15 protein-coding genes are annotated in these 17,448 nt (G+C 56.9%); 9 read left to right on the top strand and 6 right to left on the bottom strand.

All coding sequences use genetic code 11. The annotated features are described in order from the left end of the window. Positions 1-13: 13 nt before the first annotated feature. The 6 genes from ACSBQV_RS10135 to ACSBQV_RS10110 form a co-directional block, all read right to left on the bottom strand. The gene (locus ACSBQV_RS10135) at positions 14-352 is read right to left on the bottom strand and encodes a cytochrome o ubiquinol oxidase subunit IV (RefSeq protein WP_004940369.1); all 339 of its coding nucleotides are present in this window, start codon (positions 350-352) and stop codon (positions 14-16) included. After that, entirely contained in the window at positions 352-966 is a 615-nt protein-coding gene (locus tag ACSBQV_RS10130) for a cytochrome o ubiquinol oxidase subunit III (protein WP_004940367.1), read from the bottom strand. The genes ACSBQV_RS10135 and ACSBQV_RS10130 overlap by 1 nt, the downstream gene beginning before the upstream one ends. Further along, on the bottom strand, positions 956-2,947 hold the full coding sequence (gene cyoB / locus ACSBQV_RS10125; protein WP_033642067.1) for a cytochrome o ubiquinol oxidase subunit I: 1,992 nt from the start codon (positions 2,945-2,947) through the stop codon (positions 956-958). Before cyoB ends, ACSBQV_RS10130 begins: the two co-directional genes overlap by 11 nt. A gap of 3 nt (positions 2,948-2,950) precedes the next feature. After that, positions 2,951-3,901, bottom strand: a complete 951-nt coding sequence (gene cyoA, locus ACSBQV_RS10120) for a cytochrome o ubiquinol oxidase subunit II (protein ID WP_033642069.1) — start codon at positions 3,899-3,901, stop codon at positions 2,951-2,953. A 440-nt stretch (positions 3,902-4,341) separates the two neighbouring features. Beyond that, a complete protein-coding gene (gene ampG / locus ACSBQV_RS10115) occupies positions 4,342-5,820 on the bottom strand; it encodes a muropeptide MFS transporter AmpG (protein WP_033642070.1) in 1,479 nt (492 codons plus the stop codon). A gap of 51 nt (positions 5,821-5,871) precedes the next feature. Further along, a complete protein-coding gene (locus ACSBQV_RS10110) occupies positions 5,872-6,450 on the bottom strand; it encodes a lipoprotein (RefSeq protein ID WP_033642071.1) in 579 nt (192 codons plus the stop codon). 314 nt (positions 6,451-6,764) lie between these two features. Here ACSBQV_RS10110 and bolA point away from each other — a divergent pair, with 314 nt between their 5' ends. The 9 genes from bolA (at position 6,765) to ACSBQV_RS10065 (ending at position 17,403) form a co-directional block, all read left to right on the top strand. Continuing rightward, positions 6,765-7,079, top strand: coding sequence for a transcriptional regulator BolA (gene bolA, locus ACSBQV_RS10105; RefSeq protein WP_004940361.1), 315 nt, complete (start codon positions 6,765-6,767; stop codon positions 7,077-7,079). Positions 7,080-7,446: 367 nt separating this feature from the next. Continuing rightward, entirely contained in the window at positions 7,447-8,751 is a 1,305-nt protein-coding gene (tig, locus tag ACSBQV_RS10100; RefSeq protein ID WP_031300019.1) for a trigger factor, read from the top strand. A 438-nt stretch (positions 8,752-9,189) separates the two neighbouring features. Further along, on the top strand, positions 9,190-9,813 hold the full coding sequence (gene clpP / locus ACSBQV_RS10095) for an ATP-dependent Clp endopeptidase proteolytic subunit ClpP (RefSeq protein WP_016928858.1): 624 nt from the start codon (positions 9,190-9,192) through the stop codon (positions 9,811-9,813). Between the two features lie 143 nt (positions 9,814-9,956). Next, on the top strand, positions 9,957-11,228 hold the full coding sequence (gene clpX / locus ACSBQV_RS10090; protein WP_004940354.1) for an ATP-dependent protease ATP-binding subunit ClpX: 1,272 nt from the start codon (positions 9,957-9,959) through the stop codon (positions 11,226-11,228). A 194-nt stretch (positions 11,229-11,422) separates the two neighbouring features. Next, a complete protein-coding gene (lon, locus tag ACSBQV_RS10085) occupies positions 11,423-13,777 on the top strand; it encodes an endopeptidase La (protein ID WP_019454189.1) in 2,355 nt (784 codons plus the stop codon). 216 nt (positions 13,778-13,993) lie between these two features. Further along, positions 13,994-14,266, top strand: coding sequence for a nucleoid-associated protein HU-beta (gene hupB, locus ACSBQV_RS10080; RefSeq protein ID WP_004940351.1), 273 nt, complete (start codon positions 13,994-13,996; stop codon positions 14,264-14,266). A gap of 178 nt (positions 14,267-14,444) precedes the next feature. Further along, a complete protein-coding gene (gene ppiD / locus ACSBQV_RS10075; protein ID WP_033642073.1) occupies positions 14,445-16,328 on the top strand; it encodes a peptidylprolyl isomerase in 1,884 nt (627 codons plus the stop codon). Between the two features lie 138 nt (positions 16,329-16,466). Further along, entirely contained in the window at positions 16,467-16,847 is a 381-nt protein-coding gene (locus tag ACSBQV_RS10070) for a ComEA family DNA-binding protein (protein ID WP_033642074.1), read from the top strand. A 154-nt stretch (positions 16,848-17,001) separates the two neighbouring features. Then, entirely contained in the window at positions 17,002-17,403 is a 402-nt protein-coding gene (locus ACSBQV_RS10065) for an acyl-CoA thioesterase (protein ID WP_033642075.1), read from the top strand. The last annotated feature ends 45 nt before the right edge of the window (positions 17,404-17,448 follow it).

The raw sequence follows: 17,448 nt of genomic DNA, 5'->3' as shown, positions 1-17,448 counted from the left end.
TGCAGCTCAGCTCTTAATCGACCATCATATTGATGTTGAGGTTGTACATAATCCAGAGTGAACCTACAACAACGATACCGATGATCATAGCGGTGAACAGCAATGCCACCAGGTTCCAGCGCTCTTCCGATGAGGTGTTCATGTGCAGGAAGTAAACCAGGTGAACAATCACCTGGATAACCGCCATACCGACAACAACCGCCAGGATGGTGGAATGAGAGGCAGTGCCGTTCATTACCATCGCAAATGGAATTACCGTCAGGATGATCGACAGGATAAAGCCGATCAGGTATGACTTCACGCTGCCGTGGCTTGCGCCGCCGTGAGAGGTTTCATGGGATGAATGGCTCATTACATAACCCCCAGCAGGTAGACAACGGTAAATACGCAGATCCAGACCACGTCCAGGAAGTGCCAGAACAGGCTCAGGCACATCAGGCGGGTTTTGTTGGTCGCGGTCAGGCCGAACTTGCTCACCTGAATCATCAGCACGATGATCCAAATTAGGCCGGAAGTCACGTGCAGACCGTGGGTGCCGACCAGCGCGAAGAAGCTGGACAGGAACGCGCTGCGATCCGGACCGAAGCCTTCGGCGATCAGGTGATGGAATTCATAGATTTCCATCGCCACGAAGCCCAGACCGAACAGGAAGGTCAGGAACAGCCAGGTGTTTACACCGCCAACTTTACCCTTGTTCATGGCGATCATCGCCATGCCGTAGGTGATGGAGCTGAATAACAGCAGGAAAGTTTCGACCAAGACAAACTTCAGGTCGAAGATGTCTTTGCCAGAGGGACCGCCGGCGGTCCCGTTCACCAGGACTGCATAAGTCGCGAACAAGCTCGCAAACAAAATACAGTCGCTCATCAGGTAGATCCAGAATCCGAAGACCTTGGTCTCACCCGCATCGTGGTGCCCATGCTCTGCATGGGCTGCGTTATGATTGGTCAGAGTTTCAGTTGACATGGTTCACGCCTGCTTTACGGATTTGTTCGTAGTGTTGGTTCTCAATGCGCTCGATTTCATCAACCTGCACATAGTAGTCAACATCGTGATCGAAGCTCTTGCCGATCCAGACGACGATCATACCGATGAAACCGGCCAGAGCCATCCACCAGATTTCCCAAATCATTGCGAAACCGAATACCAGGCTGAAGAAGGCGATGATAACGCCGGCGCCGGTGTTCTTAGGCATATGAATCGGTTCGTACTTAGCCGGTTTCTTATAGGCTTCGCCTTTTTCTTTCATGTCCCAGAACTCATCACGGTCATGAATCTGCGGCACTACGGCAAAGTTATAGAACGGCGGTGGAGAAGACGTTGACCACTCCAGAGTACGAGCGCCCCATGGGTCACCGGTCAGATCGCGGTTCTGTTCGCGGTCACGGATACTGACGAAGATCTGGGTCAGCTGGCACAGGATGCCGCAGGCGATCAGCGCCGCACCGCCGGCTGCTACCAGCAGCAGAGGGTGGAACTCAGGGTTGATGTTCTGGCTGATACGACGGGTCATGCCCATAAAGCCCAATGCGTACAGCGGCATGAAGGCGGTGAAGAAGCCGATGATCCAGAACCAGAACGCGCGGATGCCCCATTTTTCGTTCAGCGTGAAGCCGAAGGATTTCGGGAACCAGTAGGTCAGACCCGCGAAGCAACCGAACACCACGCCGCCGATGATGACGTTGTGGAAGTGCGCGATCAGGAACAGGCTGTTGTGCAGCACGAAGTTCGCGCCCGGCACCGCCAGCAGAACGCCGGTCATACCACCCACGGAGAAGGTGATGATGAAGCCAACGGTCCACAGCATTGCGGAGTTGAGCTTGATGCGGCCCTGATACATGGTGAACAGCCAGTTGAAGATTTTCACCCCGGTCGGGATGGAAATGATCATGGTGGCGATACCGAAGAAGGCGTTAACGTTCGCGCCGGACCCCATGGTGAAGAAGTGGTGCAGCCAGACGATGAACGACAGAACGGTGATCGCGATGGTTGCCCATACCAGTGAGGTATAGCCAAACAGGCGTTTTCTGGAGAAGGTCGCGGTGACTTCGGAGAATACGCCGAACACCGGCAGAACCAGAATGTACACCTCTGGGTGACCCCAGGCCCAAATCAGGTTGATGTACATCATCATGTTGCCGCCCATATCATTGGTGAAGAAATGGGTGCCCAGATAGCGATCCAGGGTCAGCAGCGCGATGGTGACGGTCAGAATTGGGAAAGAAACGATGATCAGGACGTTGGTACACAGCGCCGCCCAGGTGAACACCGGCATCTTCATCATAGGCATGCCAGGGGCACGCATCTTCAGAATGGTGGCGAAGAAGTTCACGCCGGTCAGCAGGGTACCCAGACCGGAAATCTGCAGACTCCAGATCCAGTAATCGACCCCGACGCCAGGACTGTACTCTTTACCCGACAGCGGCGGATACGCCAGCCAACCGGTCTGAGCGAATTCACCGACCCCCAGGGAGATGTTGATCAGCACAACGCCCACCACGAAGAACCAGAAGCTCAGGGAGTTCAGGAACGGGAAGGCGACGTCGCGCGCGCCGATTTGCAGCGGCACCACGACGTTCATCAGGCCAACCACGAAAGGCATCGCCATGAAGAAGATCATGATGACGCCGTGCGCGGTGAAGATCTGGTCGTAGTGGTGCGGCGGCAGGAATCCGGCTTCGCCGGCGGACGCCAACGCCTGCTGGCTACGCATCATGATGGCGTCGGCGAAGCCGCGCAGCAGCATGACCATCGCCACGACGATATACATGATACCAATTTTTTTATGGTCGACCGAAGTCAGCCATTCGCTCCACAGCCACTTCCATTTGCCGAAATAGGTCAGCAGCGCCAGCACTGCCAGGCCCCCGACGATAATTGCGGCTACGGTGACCATGATGATCGGTTCGTGGTACGGAACCGCATCAAGTGTTAATTTTCCCAACATCAGTTATTCCTCGGCTCCGGCGTGAGCAGCATGTTCACCCATGTCCATACCTTGGCTCATGTCCATGCCTTCGTGCGCGCCAGCGCCCTTGTGCATATCCATGTCGCCCATGAATTTGGCAATTGTTTCTTTGAACAAATTCGGTTTGACAGCGGCAAAGTACTCGACCGGGTTGTTTTCACTCGGCTCTGCCAGTTTGTTAAAGTCGTCGGTGGTGTTCAGGTTTTTAGGCGATGCCTTCACCTTGGCCACCCACTGATCGAAGTCGCCTTCGGTCGGGGTAACGATCGCGGTGAATTTCATACCGGAGAAGCCTGCGCCGCTGTAGCTGCTGGAGATGCCCTTGTAGGCACCGGCTTCGTTGCCGATCAGGTGCAGTTTGGTCTGCATGCCGGCCATCGCATAAATCTGTCCACCCAACTGCGGGATAAAGAACGAGTTCATTACCGAGTTAGAGGTGATCTTGAATTCGACTGGAACATCTTTCGGGAAAGCCAGCTCATTAACGGTCGCAATGCCTTGTTCCGGGTAGATGAACAGCCATTTCCAGTCGAGCGACACCACTTCGATCGTCATCGGCTTCTTGTCGGTGACAATCGGCTTGAACGGGTCGAGTTCGTGGGTAGTCTTCCAGGTAATGGTGCCAAGGATGGCGATGATAATGATAGGAATGGTCCAGACGACCGCTTCGATCTTGTTGGAGTGGGCCCAGTTCGGACTGTACTTGGCGTCTTTGTTGGAAGCGCGATACTTCCAGGCAAAGGCGAACGCCATGAAGATAACTGGCACCACCACGATCAACATCAACGCGATTGCAGTGATAATCAGTGTCCGTTGCTCAACACCAATTGCTCCTTTGGGATTCATCAAAACCATATCGCAGCCACTGAGCAATACAGTGCCTGCAATTAATGACAGCATCCCAATACTTTTATTGTATTTCTTAAGTCTCATCTAACGACCTCAATAACAAAGGCTCAATTGTCGTTTCATGTGTGCGGGCATTTTACGGGAAGGTTGCAGTACTGTAAACATGCTTAAGGGAGTGTCAGCGGCTTGTTGACACTTTCTGTTAAGGGGGTCACAGATGTAACCCTGCGTGACAATTTACCAATGACAACAAAGCGTTGGCACGCTGAATCGTGACGAGCAGTCCGTATGTTAAGGAAAACTAAAGGTATGATGAATCTGGCGAAGAAATGCGCGGCGGGGAAATACGCAGAAAAGGTTTATTTAATGTAAAATAATTGTGTCTTAAAGGTGAATTTAATTTTATTTCCGAGCGCCGCAGTCGGATAAAAAAATAATTTTCTCGCTGATTATCTTTTTTTAACGAAATAAATACACCCCCGGATCGCTTTTTTTTCGGCCGGCAAAATCGCCGGCCGGTCGGGTTACGCCAAACGAGCGCGGCGCAGCGCCAGATAATCCAGCATGCTGCCCATCGCGACGCCGAGCAGGCTCAATGCAGCGCCGATCTGCAGCAGCCGGTCGGCCAACAGCGGCGCCTGCGTCCAGTCGAGCGCATTAGCGATCAGCAGCAGCAACCACAGCCCCAGCAGCGAGCAGCCCAGCGTCAGCAGGCGCAGCGCCCAGCGGTAAGCCTGGGTAAACGCGGTGCGCGGCATAAAATCGCCATGCTGCTGGGTGTGTTCCAGCGTCTGGCGGCAGACGCCGAGCAACAGCAAGCCCGGCAGCGCGGCGGCGATCGAGAACAGATAGAACAGCGGCCAACCATGGGCTTCGACGAACCAGCCGGCGATCGGCCCGACATAAACGCGACCCACGGCGGACAGCGCCGACAGCAGCGCGAACTGGGTGGCGGAGAACGAACGGTTGCACAGCGTCATCAGCAGCGCGACGAAGGCCGCGGTGCCCATGCCGCCGCACAGGTTTTCAAGGAAGATGGCGCTGCCCATGGTGAGCAGGTTCTTGTCGGTCACCGCCAGAATCCAATAGCCGAGATTGGAGACCGCCTGCAGGACGCCGAACAGCATCAGGGCGCGGAACAGGGTGAGACGCTGCATCAGCACGCCGCCGAACAGAGCGCCGACGATGGTGGCGAACAGCCCGAGGGTTTTGTTCACCAGCCCCACTTCGCCGGCGTCGAATCCCACGCCGCGGATCAGGAAGGTGGTGCTCAGGCTGCCGGCGAAGGCGTCGCCCATTTTGTACATCACGATCAGTAGCAGGATCAGCCAGGCGTTGTTGCGGCCGAAGAAATCGCGCAGCGGCGCGACGACCGCCTGTTCCATGGTGCGCGGCGCCGGGATGCTTTCATCCGGTTCCGGCGCCATCAGCGTGGCAGCCACGCCGATCAGCATCAATCCGGCCATCAGCCAGTAGGTGGCTTGCCAGCCGAAATAGCGATCCGCCAGCCACAGCGCCAGGCCGCCGGAAACCAGCATCGCCAGCCGATAACCCAGCACCGATATCGCCGCGCCCGCGCCGCGTTCTTCGGCTTTCAGCAGGTCGGTTTTATAGGCGTCGAACACGATATCTTGCGAGGCGGAGCAGAACGCCACCAGCACCGCCAACGCCGCCAGCCACCACAGGTGCTGCGCGGGTTGCATAAAGCCCATCGCCACGATCGCCGCCACCAGCAGCAGTTGGCTGATCAGCAGCCAACCGCGCCGCCGCCCGAGGAACGGCGGGGTATAGCGATCCATGAAGGGCGACCAGAGGAATTTGAAGACGTAGGCCTGGCCCACCAGCGAGAAGATGCCGATGGTTTTCAGATCGATGTTTTCGACGGTCATCCAGGCTTGCAGCGTGCCGGAGGTCAGTGCCAGCGGCAGACCCGACGCGAAGCCCAGCAGCAGCAGAATGGCGGAGTTACGCTGGGTGAAGATGTTCAGATAGTGTTTCGACATGAGTTCCCTGTCTGCGCCGCCCGATCCGCCGGGCGGCGCCAGGCGCGCCGATTAGCGCGCGTTTTGCTTGATAAAGTCGTTGACGCTGGTGTCCTGTGCCATGTCGGCGATCACGTCGCCCAGCACGGAGTTGACGGCGTCGGTGATCTTGTCGTTGGTCGCCGTGAAGGCGCCCTGCACGTTATAGGTCGAGCGGTAGTTTTTCACCTGCTTGTTGCCGTTCTTCGCCTGGGCGATGATCGAGATGTCGGCTTTGGTGGTGATGTTGTAGCGCAGGTTGCCTTCGGATACGTCCGCGTACAGATTATTGACGACCACCTGCAGCGCGACCGGGCCGTCGGCGCCAATCATGTAACCGCGGGCGCCCATTTGTTTCTCCAGCACTTCCTGCAGCAGGAAACGCAGATCGCGCGACGGCGTCAGCGTGACCAGTTGGCCGTCGCGGTTCACCTTGGCCAGCGCCTGATCGGTGCGCTGATCCGCGCCATTGATGCTGATGGTGATGCCCTGCAGGGTCGGATCCTGCTGCGGCAGAACGATTTTCGGCGTGACGTTCAGGGTGTTGCTGCTGGTCGCGCAGCCGGCCAGCAGCAGGGCGGTCAGCAAAGGAAGACAAAGTTTCTTTAACATGTTTTCTGTCTCATTCTCGATGGATTTAGCAATAATCAGAGCGGGATAGCCGACAACGAATTGCCGACATCATAGCATCGCCGCCGTGCGGTGGAAGCGCGGAAGGCGCCTGAGTGACAAATTTTTACCTGCCGTTGATAAAAACACGCTTTTTTGGCCCGCTCAATCGGATAATCCCCCAAGCGGCGGGGATGACGCTCATCCTCTGACCGCAGAAAAGAGAAATTTGTCCAGGCGATGGTCTAAACGGGGGAAAACCGGCTAATATTGAACTAGATGGGCACGGTCCTCTGCCGGTGTTGTAAGGAGATCCTATGATTCGCGAGCAAATAGAAGCAAAGTTAAGGGCGGCGTTTGAGCCCGCGTATCTGGAAGTCGTTGATGAAAGCTATCGTCATAACGTTCCGGCGGGTTCAGAAAGTCATTTCAAAGTGGTATTGGTCAGCGATCGCTTCGTCGGCGAACGGTTTTTGACGCGTCACCGCTCCATCTACGGGGTATTGTCGGAAGAGTTGGCCGATGGCGTACACGCGCTGGCGCTGCACACCTATACGCTCAAAGAGTGGGAAGGGTTGCAGGATACCGTGCCGGCCTCGCCGCCGTGCCGCGGCGCCGGGACGCTGGCCTGAGGGGGAAATTTTCAGGTATCAGTGGAACTTTGCCCTCGAATTAGGGTATTACTACTGACGAATTTTGAAACGGCCTGCGGGCCGTTTCTGTTTTTGACGACGACACGGCCGATGCGCAATATGGCCAACGTTCGGTCTGTTTTGGCGGCCTTTTGGCGATCGAATCGACAAAAGTGTGATTTTTAGCGCGCCTGCGCCGCCTAGCTTTCCTCGACTCGCCATGCATGCGCCGCTATAATGTCGCGTCTTATTTTTCCGGAATGGTTTCGGGACGCTTCTGTCATCAGGGAACTCGGTTCTTATTTGTAGCCGTCCTGGTTCTTGGAACGGAGTTGACCGAGCACTGTGATTTTTTTGAGGTAACAAGATGCAAGTTTCAGTAGAAACCACTCAAGGCCTTGGGCGCCGTCTCTCTATTACTGTACCGGCTGATACTATCAAGCAGGCGGTGAAGAAAGAGCTGATCAACGCAGCGAAAAGCGTGCGTATCGACGGCTTCCGCAAAGGCAAAGTGCCGATGAACATCGTGGAACAGCGTTACGGCGCCTCTGTTCGTCAGGACGTGCTGGGCGAAGCGATGCAGCGCAGCTTCGTTGACGCGATCATCAAAGAAAAGATTAATCCGGCCGGCGCACCAAACTACGTGCCGGGCGAGTACAAAGAAGGTGAAGACTTCACTTTCGCCGTTGAATTCGAAGTGTATCCAGAAGTTGAGCTGAAAGGCCTGGAAAACATCGAAGTTGAAAAACCAGTAGTGGAAGTGAACGACGAAGACGTCGACGCGATGCTGGACACTCTGCGCAAGCAGCAGGCGACCTGGAAAGAAACCGATCGCGCGGCGGAAGCTGAAGATCGCGTGACCGTTGACTTCACCGGTTCTATCGACGGTGAAGAGTTCGAAGGCGGCAAAGCGTCCGACTTCGTGCTGGCAATGGGCCAGGGCCGCATGATCCCAGGCTTCGAAGAAGGTCTGGTCGGTCACAAAGCGGGCGAAGAGTTCTCCATCGACGTGAACTTCCCGGAAGACTACCACGCGGAAAACCTGAAGGGCAAAGCGGCCAAATTCGCTATCGTGCTGAAGAAAGTTGAAGAGCGCGAGCTGCCGGAACTGACCGAAGAGTTCATCAAGCGTTTCGGCGTGGCGGACGGTTCCGTTGCCGGTCTGCGCACCGAAGTTCGCAAGAACATGGAGCGCGAGCTGAAAGGCGCCGTGCGTAACCGCATCAAGTCTCAGGCGATCGAAGGCCTGGTGAGCGCGAACGAAATCGACGTGCCTGCTGCGCTGATCGACGGCGAAATCGACGTGCTGCGTCGTCAGGCTGCACAGCGTTTCGGCGGCAACGAGAAGCAAGCGCTGGAACTGCCACGCGAGCTGTTCGAAGAGCAAGCCAAACGCCGCGTAGTGGTTGGCCTGCTGCTGGGCGAAGTGATCAGCACCAACGATCTGAAAGCTGACGAAGACCGCGTGAAGACGCTGATCGAAGAAATGGCCTCCGCCTACGAAGATCCGAGCGAAGTCATTGAGTTCTACAGCAAAAACAAAGAGCTGATGAACAACATGCGCAACGTGGCTCTGGAAGAGCAAGCGGTTGAAGCCCTGCTGGCAAAAGCGAAAGTGACTGAAAAAGCCACTACCTTCAGCGAGCTGATGAACCAAACTCAACAGGCGTAATGCCTGCGTGCCGGGCGCGATGAACGGCGCCCCCGGTTTCGCCTGGCGAACCGGCGCACGATGAAAAAGCCCGTAACCTCAGGTTGCGGGCTTTTCTTTTTGCCACGTTGCTGATTAATCTCAGGTTAAGCGGGGCAATATGCACTATATTTACCCTGTTGCCTGGGGAACTGGCTGGCATGATAACGGTCAGAATAACGGCATCGTTTCCGGCGCGCGGAGAAAATCGGCCTCTGGGCTTGAAATCGCGCCGGGCTCCCCCAATCTGTAAAGAATAATTCTGGGGCTGTTTGCCAAAGTGCGCGGGATGAAATAACCGTCGGGTACGTGTGGCGCGGGTCGAATGCTTGAGCATAGTCATCATGGCCGTTCTCAAGTAGAATCGGCGTATTAGGGTGACACCCTGGCCGCCAAGGCAATTTCTATTAGGAGACGGTAATGTCATACAGTGGCGAACGAGATCAATTTGCACCGAACATGGCGCTGGTGCCGATGGTGGTAGAGCAGACTTCACGCGGGGAGCGTTCTTACGACATCTATTCCCGCCTGCTGAAAGAGCGCATCATTTTCCTGACCGGCCAGGTGGAAGATCACATGGCCAACCTGATCGTGGCGCAAATGCTGTTCCTCGAAGCGGAAAGCCCGGAAAAAGACATTTTCCTCTACATCAACTCGCCGGGCGGGGTGATCACCGCGGGCATGTCGATTTACGACACCATGAAGTTCATCAAGCCGGACGTCAGCACCATCTGTATGGGGCAGGCGTGCTCGATGGGCTCCTTCCTGCTGACCGCGGGCGCCAAAGGCAAACGTTTCTGCCTGCCGAACTCGCGCGTGATGATTCACCAGCCGCTGGGCGGCTACCAGGGCCAGGCGACGGACATCGAAATCCACGCGCGTGAAATCCTCAAGGTGAAAGCGCGCATGAATGAACTGATGGCCGAGCATACCGGCCAGCCGCTGGAGCAGATCGAGCGCGATACCGAGCGCGATCGCTTTATGACCGCGGAAGAAGCCGTGGAATACGGCCTGGTTGACGGCATTCTGACACACCGCAGCTAGAACCACGCGGCGCCGATGGACTATAGTAATCAGAGTGGGCAGGGGCTCGCTCTGTTGTAGCCCCCCGGCGTTCCCGATATGAGTTTGGGCGCACTGCCGCCGTGATTTTCCTGCGGGACAAGACTAAAGAAGAGGTTTGACTGATGACAGATAAGCGCAAAGACGGTTCAGGAAAGCTGCTGTACTGCTCTTTTTGCGGCAAAAGCCAGCATGAAGTGCGTAAGCTGATTGCCGGGCCGTCAGTGTATATCTGCGATGAATGTGTCGATCTGTGTAACGACATTATTCGCGAAGAGATTAAAGAAGTTGCCCCGCATCGTGAGCGCAGTGCGCTGCCGACGCCGCACGAAATCCGCCACCACCTGGATGACTATGTCATCGGTCAGGAGCAGGCGAAGAAAGTGCTGGCGGTTGCGGTGTACAACCACTACAAACGCCTGCGCAACGGCGATACCAGCAACGGTATCGAGTTGGGCAAGAGCAACATCTTGCTGATTGGCCCAACCGGCAGCGGCAAGACTCTGCTGGCGGAAACGCTGGCGCGCTTCCTGGACGTGCCGTTCACCATGGCCGACGCCACCACGCTGACCGAAGCCGGTTACGTGGGCGAGGACGTGGAAAATATTATCCAGAAGCTGTTGCAAAAATGTGACTATGACGTGCAGAAAGCGCAGCGCGGCATCGTTTATATCGATGAAATTGATAAGATTTCCCGCAAGTCCGACAATCCGTCTATCACGCGTGACGTTTCGGGTGAAGGCGTGCAGCAGGCGCTGCTGAAGCTGATTGAAGGTACCATCGCCGCGGTTCCGCCGCAGGGCGGGCGCAAGCATCCGCAGCAGGAGTTCCTGCAGGTCGATACCTCCAAGATCCTGTTTATCTGCGGCGGCGCATTTGCCGGCCTGGATAAGGTGATCGGTCAGCGCGTCAACACCGGCTCCGGCATCGGCTTCGGCGCGACCGTCAAGGGCGAGTCCGAGAAGGCCACCGAAGGCGAACTGTTGCTGCAGGCCGAACCGGAAGACCTGATCAAGTTCGGTCTGATCCCTGAGTTCATCGGCCGTCTGCCGGTGGTGGCGACCCTGAGCGAGCTGAGCGAAGACGCGCTGATTCAGATCCTGAAAGAGCCGAAGAACGCTCTGACCAAGCAGTATCAGGCGCTGTTCAACCTGGAAGGCGTGGAGCTGGAGTTCCGTGACGAAGCGCTGAACGCCATCGCCAAGAAAGCCATGGCGCGCAAAACCGGCGCCCGCGGCCTGCGTTCCATCGTGGAAGGCGCGCTGCTCGATACCATGTACGATCTGCCGTCGATGGACAGCGTGGATAAAGTGGTGATCGACGAGTCGGTGATCGCCGGTCAATCCAAACCGCTGCTGATTTACGGCAAGCCGGAAGCCCAGGCGTCTGGCGAATAATTAGCCAGTTAAACCAGCGCGTTATCAGCAAAATGGGGGATTTCATCCCCCATTTCTTTTTCCTGCATTCTTGCCGTTGAATGTAAGAGATTCATCCCCATATACTCATTAACCAGATTTTATGAAACGTTAGATGCTTGCGTCTCATGAGATTCCCCCTCAACCTGGCGGAAATTAAACTAAGAGAGAGCTCTATGAACCCTGAGCGTTCCGAACGCATTGAAATCCCCGTTTTGCCATTGCGCGACGTGGTGGTTTATCCGCACATGGTGATCCCGTTATTTGTTGGCCGGGAAAAATCGATTCGGTGCCTCGAAGCCGCAATGGATCACGATAAGAAGATCATGCTGGTGGCACAGAAAGAGGCCTCAACGGATGAACCTGGCATTAACGACTTGTTCTCGGTTGGCACCGTAGCGTCGATCCTGCAGATGCTGAAGCTGCCGGACGGCACGGTAAAAGTGCTGGTCGAGGGGCTGCAGCGCGCACGCATCACTACGCTGTCCGACAGCGGTGAGCATTTTGCCGCGCAGGCGGAATACCTTGAATCGCCGGCTATCGACGAGCGCGAGCAAGAAGTGCTGGTGCGCACCGCGATCAATCAGTTTGAAGGCTATATCAAACTGAACAAAAAAATCCCGCCGGAGGTGCTGACGTCACTGAACAGCATCGACGACGCCGCGCGCCTGGCGGACACCATCGCCGCCCACATGCCGCTGAAACTCAGCGACAAACAGTCGGTGCTCGAGATGTCCGACATCACCGAGCGTCTGGAATACCTGATGGCGATGATGGAGTCGGAGATCGACCTGCTGCAGGTTGAGAAACGCATCCGCAACCGCGTCAAGAAGCAGATGGAGAAGAGCCAGCGCGAGTACTATCTGAATGAGCAGATGAAGGCGATTCAGAAAGAACTGGGTGAGATGGACGACGCGCCGGATGAGCACGAAGCGCTGAAGCGCAAGATCGATGCGGCGAAAATGCCGAAAGAGGCGCGCGAGAAAACCGAAGCGGAACTGCAAAAGCTGAAGATGATGTCGCCGATGTCGGCGGAAGCGACCGTGGTACGCGGCTACATCGACTGGATGCTGCAGGTGCCGTGGAACGCGCGCAGCAAGGTGAAAAAAGACCTGGTCAAGGCGCAGGAAGTGCTCGATACCGATCACTACGGCCTGGAGCGCGTCAAGGATCGCATCCTCGAGTACCTCGCGGTGCAGAGCCGAGTCAGCAAAATCAAAGGGCCTATCCTGTGTCTGGTTGGGCCGCCGGGCGTGGGTAAAACCTCGCTGGGGCAGTCGATCGCCAAAGCGACCGGGCGCCAGTACGTGCGCATGGCGTTGGGCGGCGTGCGTGACGAAGCGGAAATCCGCGGTCACCGCCGTACCTACATCGGATCGATGCCGGGCAAACTGATCCAGAAAATGGCCAAGGTTGGGGTGAAGAACCCGCTGTTCCTGCTGGATGAGATCGACAAGATGTCTTCCGACATGCGCGGCGATCCGGCTTCCGCTCTGCTGGAGGTGCTGGATCCGGAACAGAACGTGGCGTTCAACGACCACTACCTGGAAGTGGATTACGATCTGTCCGACGTGATGTTCGTCGCCACCTCCAACTCGATGAACATCCCTGCGCCGCTGCTGGACCGTATGGAAGTGATCCGTCTGTCGGGTTATACCGAGGATGAAAAGCTCAACATCGCCAAACAGCACCTGCTGCCGAAGCAGCTTGAGCGCAACGCGCTGAAAAAAGGCGAGCTGACGGTCGACGACAGCGCCATCATCGGCATCATTCGCTTCTACACCCGCGAAGCCGGGGTGCGCAGCCTGGAGCGTGAAATATCCAAACTGTGCCGTAAAGCGGTGAAAACGCTGCTGATGGACAAGAAGCGCAAACACATCGAGATCAACGGCGACAACCTGAAGGACTACCTGGGCGTGCAGCGCGTCGATTACGGCCGTGCGGATACCGAAAACCGCGTGGGCGAAGTCACCGGGCTGGCGTGGACGGAAGTGGGCGGCGATCTGCTGACCATCGAAACCGCCTGCGTGCCGGGCAAAGGCAAGCTGACTTACACCGGCTCTCTGGGTGAAGTGATGCAGGAATCGATTCAGGCGGCGCTGACCGTGGTGCGCGCGCGCGCGGAGAAATTGGGCATCAACGCCGATTTCTACGAGAAGCGCGACATCCACGTGCACGTGCCGGAAGGGGCGACGCCGAAAGACGGCCCAAGCGCCGGTATCGCGATGTGCACCGCGCTGGTCTCCTGCCTGACCGGCAACCCGGTACGCGCCGATGTGGCGATGACCGGCGAGATCACCCTGCGCGGCCAGGTATTGCCGATCGGTGGCCTGAAAGAGAAGCTGCTGGCGGCGCATCGCGGCGGCATCAAAACCGTGCTGATCCCTTACGAGAACAAGCGCGATCTTGAAGAGATCCCGGACAATGTCATCGCCGATCTGGAGATTCATCCGGTGCAGCGAATCGATGAAGTTTTGAACATTGCGTTGCAAAACCCGGCCTTCGGCGCACTGCCGGTAGCGGCAAAATAGTGACGAATCGCAAAAACCATTGATAAAACTTATACTGGCAAGCCATTTCGGACTTGCCAGTATTTTTTTGTACCGCTAAGTTAGATCTCTGTCGGCCCACGTTTTGCCACGCAGTCGGTGGCTTGCCAAGGTTCGATGGGATTGATATAACAGCTGCGCTGTCGCAACCGTAGGGATTTTTCGGTGCGACGATAGAATTCTAGAGGGGATGATAGAGTGAATAAGTCACAACTGATCGACAAGATTGCCGCAGGTGCTGATATTTCCAAAGCGGCAGCTGGACGTGCTTTAGACGCAGTAATCGCTTCCGTTACCGACTCTCTGAAAGCTGGGGATGACGTGGCTCTGGTTGGTTTCGGTTCCTTCACCGTGCGTGAACGTTCGGCTCGTACCGGCCGTAACCCGCAAACCGGTAAAGAAATCAAGATCGCGGCAGCCAAAGTGCCGGCCTTCCGTGCAGGGAAAGCGCTGAAAGACGCTGTAAACTGATTTGGCGTCTAACCGTTTAGCGTAACAGGGTTTTGTAATAAACAATCACCTGACGCAGCGGTGCTGGTAAGGTAAGATACAAGGCGCATCGGACTGATGCGCTTTTTTTATTTTTGTCGCAGGGAACGCGCCTGCACAAGGGTTGTTAATCCACATCACAGCGGAGTGTTGTCACACTATGATGGACAATTTACGCGCGGCTGCCAATCACGTCGTGCTCAAAATCATCCTGGCCCTGATCATCCTGTCATTCGTCCTGACCGGGGTGGGTAACTACCTGATCGGCGGCTCCGGCGATTATGCTGCGAAAGTAAATGGTCAGACGATCGAACGCGCTCAGCTGGAACAGGCTTTCCAAAGCGAGCGTAGCCGCATGCAGCAGCAGCTGGGTGACCAGTTCTCTGCGCTGGCCGGCAACGAAGGCTACATGCAGCAGATGCGCCGTCAGGTGTTGTCCCAGTTGATCGACAACATGCTGCTCGACCAATACGCCAAGAAGCTGGGCCTGGCAGTCAGCGACGATCAGATCAAGGACGCCATCCGCAAGGCGCCTTATTTCCAAACCAACGGCCAGTTCGATAACGCCAAGTACCTCGACCTGATCGGCCGTATGGGCTACACCGCCGACAACTTCGCGCAGTCGATGCGTCAGCAGCTGGTCAATCAGCAGCTGATCCAGGCCTTCGGCGAATCCGGCTTCGTGCTGCCGTCCGAATCGCAAGCCATGGCGGCGTTGGTGCTGCAGGAGCGCGACGTGCGTCTGGCGACTATCGATCTGAAGGCGCTGCAGGCGAAACAGAGCGCCGGCGACGACGAACTGAAGGCGTATTACGATCAGAACAAGAACAGCTTCATCGCCCCGGAGCAGGTGAAGGTGAGCTATATCCCGTTGGACGCCGCGTCCATGCAGGATAAGGTGAAAGTGAGCGAAGAGGACATCAGCGCTTACTACGACCAGCACAAGAGCAGCTACGGCCAGCCGGAGCGTAAAAACTACAGCGTGATCCAGCTGAAAACCGAGGCGGAAGCCAATGCGGCGCTGGACGAGCTGAAGAAGGGCGCCGATTTCGCCACGCTGGCGAAAGAAAAATCCACCGACATCATCTCACGCCGTACCGGCGGTGAACTGGGTTGGCTGGAGCCGGAAACCACCGCCGACGAACTGAAGCAGGCTAACCTGACTGAAAAAGGGCAGCTGTCCGGCGTGGTGAAATCTTCCGTCGGCTACCTGATCGTGCGTTTGAACGACATCGAACCAGAGAAACTGAAGCCGCTGAGCGAAGTGCATGACGCTATCGCCAAGCAGGTGAAGCAGGAGAAAGCGGTAGACGCGTATTACGCGCTGCAGCAGAAGGTGAGCGAAGCGGCAACCAGCGACAACGAATCCCTGGCCTCGGCTGAAGAAGCGGCGGGCGTGAAAGCGGCGCAAACCGACTGGTTCACCCGCGACAACATCCCTGCGGCGTTGAACTTCAAGCCGGTGGTGCAGGCGATCTTCGACGGTTCGCTGATCGGCGAGAACGGCGCACCGGGCAGTAACTCCGACGTGATCACCGTAGACGGCGACCGCGCCTTCGTGGTGCGCGTGAGCGGCCACAAGCCGGAAGGCATCGAGCCGTTCGACCAGGTAAAAGACCGCGTGGCGGATCTGGTGAAACGCAACAAGGCGGTGCAGGAAGCGAAACTGCAGGGCGAGAAGCTGCTGGTTGAGCTGAAGCAGGGCAAGGGCGACGAGGCGATGAAAGCCGCCGGCCTGAGCTTTGGCGCCGTGCAGAAGATGGCGCGCGCGCCGGAAGACAGCCAGCTGGTGGAGAGCGTGTTCGCGCTGCCGCACCCGCAGGACGGCAAACCGGTGTACGGCATGTCGCAGGATCGCCAGGACAACGTGGTGCTGATCGCACTCGATGCGGTGAAGCCAGGCACGCTGCCGGAAGACGAAATGAAAACCTTCGTCGGCAAGATGGAAGAGGGCGCGACCGGCGTTTCCTTCGATTCGCTGCTGGCGAGCCTGCGTAAAGAAGCCAAAATTAAAATGGGCGCCGCTGAGCAACAGCCGCAGTAATCGCCGCATTTTTCTGCAACGCAATGCAACAAACAAAGGCCGCTTTCGCGGCCTTTTCCACATCTGATATCCGCCGATTGCTGAATATCTGCCGCCGCGGCAAGGTAGCCGTGCTGTCACACACAAGGAGGATACAGCATGCAACATACAGAGAAAAAAACGTTATCAGGTTACCGTCATCACGTTAAAGCCGCGTTGGCCGCGCTGTTGTTATGCCTGGCGGTGCCGGCCGCCGCGGCGGATAAAGCCGATGCGCCGGCGCCGATGCTCTCAACCCCGACGAGCAATGGCGGGCAACAGGCGATGACCAAGGCGGCCGAAGAGACGGCGGTCAGTATCAATCAGGCCACTGCCGAACAGCTCGCAGCGGCTTTGAGCGGTGTCGGTCTGAAGAAGGCGGAAGGCATTGTGCGCTATCGCGAACAGAACGGGCCATTCACCCAGGTTGAGCAACTGCAGGAGGTGCCGGGCATCGGGCCGGCGCTGTTCGAGAAGAACCGCACTAGGCTGAAAATGTGATCCCGGTCGCGGCTGCGCGGCAAAATGCCGCTGAGGCAATGGCGACTCTGCTACATTTTACAGGTCTTACCAGTTTGGCGCGTTGACCAAACGGGCGAGGGAGCCCACGCGGCTCCCTCTTTCTGTAATCACCAGGCAGGAGCGATCGTTCCCTATGCAAACCTTTATCAAAGTTCGCGGTTATCACCTTGATGTCTACCAGCACGTTAACAATGCCCGCTATCTGGAGTTTCTGGAGGAGGCGCGCTGGGAGTGGCTGGAAAACGAGGCAGGGTTCCGCTGGATGACGGAAAACAACATCGCTTTCATCGTGGTGAACATCAATATCAATTACCGCAGCCCGGCGGTATTGGGGGATAAACTGCGCATCGACAGCCAGATGGTGCAGCTCAACGGCAAAAGCGGGGTGCTGAGCCAGAAGGTGACGCAGGATCCGGCGGGGACGCCGGTGGCCGACGCGCTGCTGACTTTCGTGTGCGTCGATCTGAAAACGCAGCGGGCGCTGCCGATTGAAGGGGAATTGCGCGAGCACCTGGAAGCGCTCACGCCCAAATAACATTCGCAGTCAGCTCACCGGCGGCGGAGGCTGCCGCCGTCGCTG

The sequence above is a fragment of the Serratia sp. B501 genome, assembly GCF_051172315.1.
GTDB lineage: Bacteria > Pseudomonadota > Gammaproteobacteria > Enterobacterales > Enterobacteriaceae > Serratia > Serratia ureilytica.
Note: the sequence above shows the minus strand (reverse complement) of the source record. Positions and strands in the feature narration are given on the sequence as shown.

Bases quoted from the DNA above. Each gene is read 5' to 3' on its own strand.
- ACSBQV_RS10135 (WP_004940369.1), bottom strand. From the start codon at position 352: ATGAGCCATTCATCCCATGAAACCTCTCACGGCGGCGCAAGCCACGGC.
- ACSBQV_RS10130 (WP_004940367.1), bottom strand. From the start codon at position 966: ATGTCAACTGAAACTCTGACCAATCATAACGCAGCCCATGCAGAGCAT.
- cyoB (WP_033642067.1), bottom strand. From the start codon at position 2,947: ATGTTGGGAAAATTAACACTTGATGCGGTTCCGTACCACGAACCGATC.
- cyoA (WP_033642069.1), bottom strand. From the start codon at position 3,901: ATGAGACTTAAGAAATACAATAAAAGTATTGGGATGCTGTCATTAATT.
- ampG (WP_033642070.1), bottom strand. From the start codon at position 5,820: ATGTCGAAACACTATCTGAACATCTTCACCCAGCGTAACTCCGCCATT.
- ACSBQV_RS10110 (WP_033642071.1), bottom strand. From the start codon at position 6,450: ATGTTAAAGAAACTTTGTCTTCCTTTGCTGACCGCCCTGCTGCTGGCC.
- bolA (WP_004940361.1), top strand. From the start codon at position 6,765: ATGATTCGCGAGCAAATAGAAGCAAAGTTAAGGGCGGCGTTTGAGCCC.
- tig (WP_031300019.1), top strand. From the start codon at position 7,447: ATGCAAGTTTCAGTAGAAACCACTCAAGGCCTTGGGCGCCGTCTCTCT.
- clpP (WP_016928858.1), top strand. From the start codon at position 9,190: ATGTCATACAGTGGCGAACGAGATCAATTTGCACCGAACATGGCGCTG.
- clpX (WP_004940354.1), top strand. From the start codon at position 9,957: ATGACAGATAAGCGCAAAGACGGTTCAGGAAAGCTGCTGTACTGCTCT.
- lon (WP_019454189.1), top strand. From the start codon at position 11,423: ATGAACCCTGAGCGTTCCGAACGCATTGAAATCCCCGTTTTGCCATTG.
- ppiD (WP_033642073.1), top strand. From the start codon at position 14,445: ATGATGGACAATTTACGCGCGGCTGCCAATCACGTCGTGCTCAAAATC.
- ACSBQV_RS10070 (WP_033642074.1), top strand. From the start codon at position 16,467: ATGCAACATACAGAGAAAAAAACGTTATCAGGTTACCGTCATCACGTT.
- ACSBQV_RS10065 (WP_033642075.1), top strand. From the start codon at position 17,002: ATGCAAACCTTTATCAAAGTTCGCGGTTATCACCTTGATGTCTACCAG.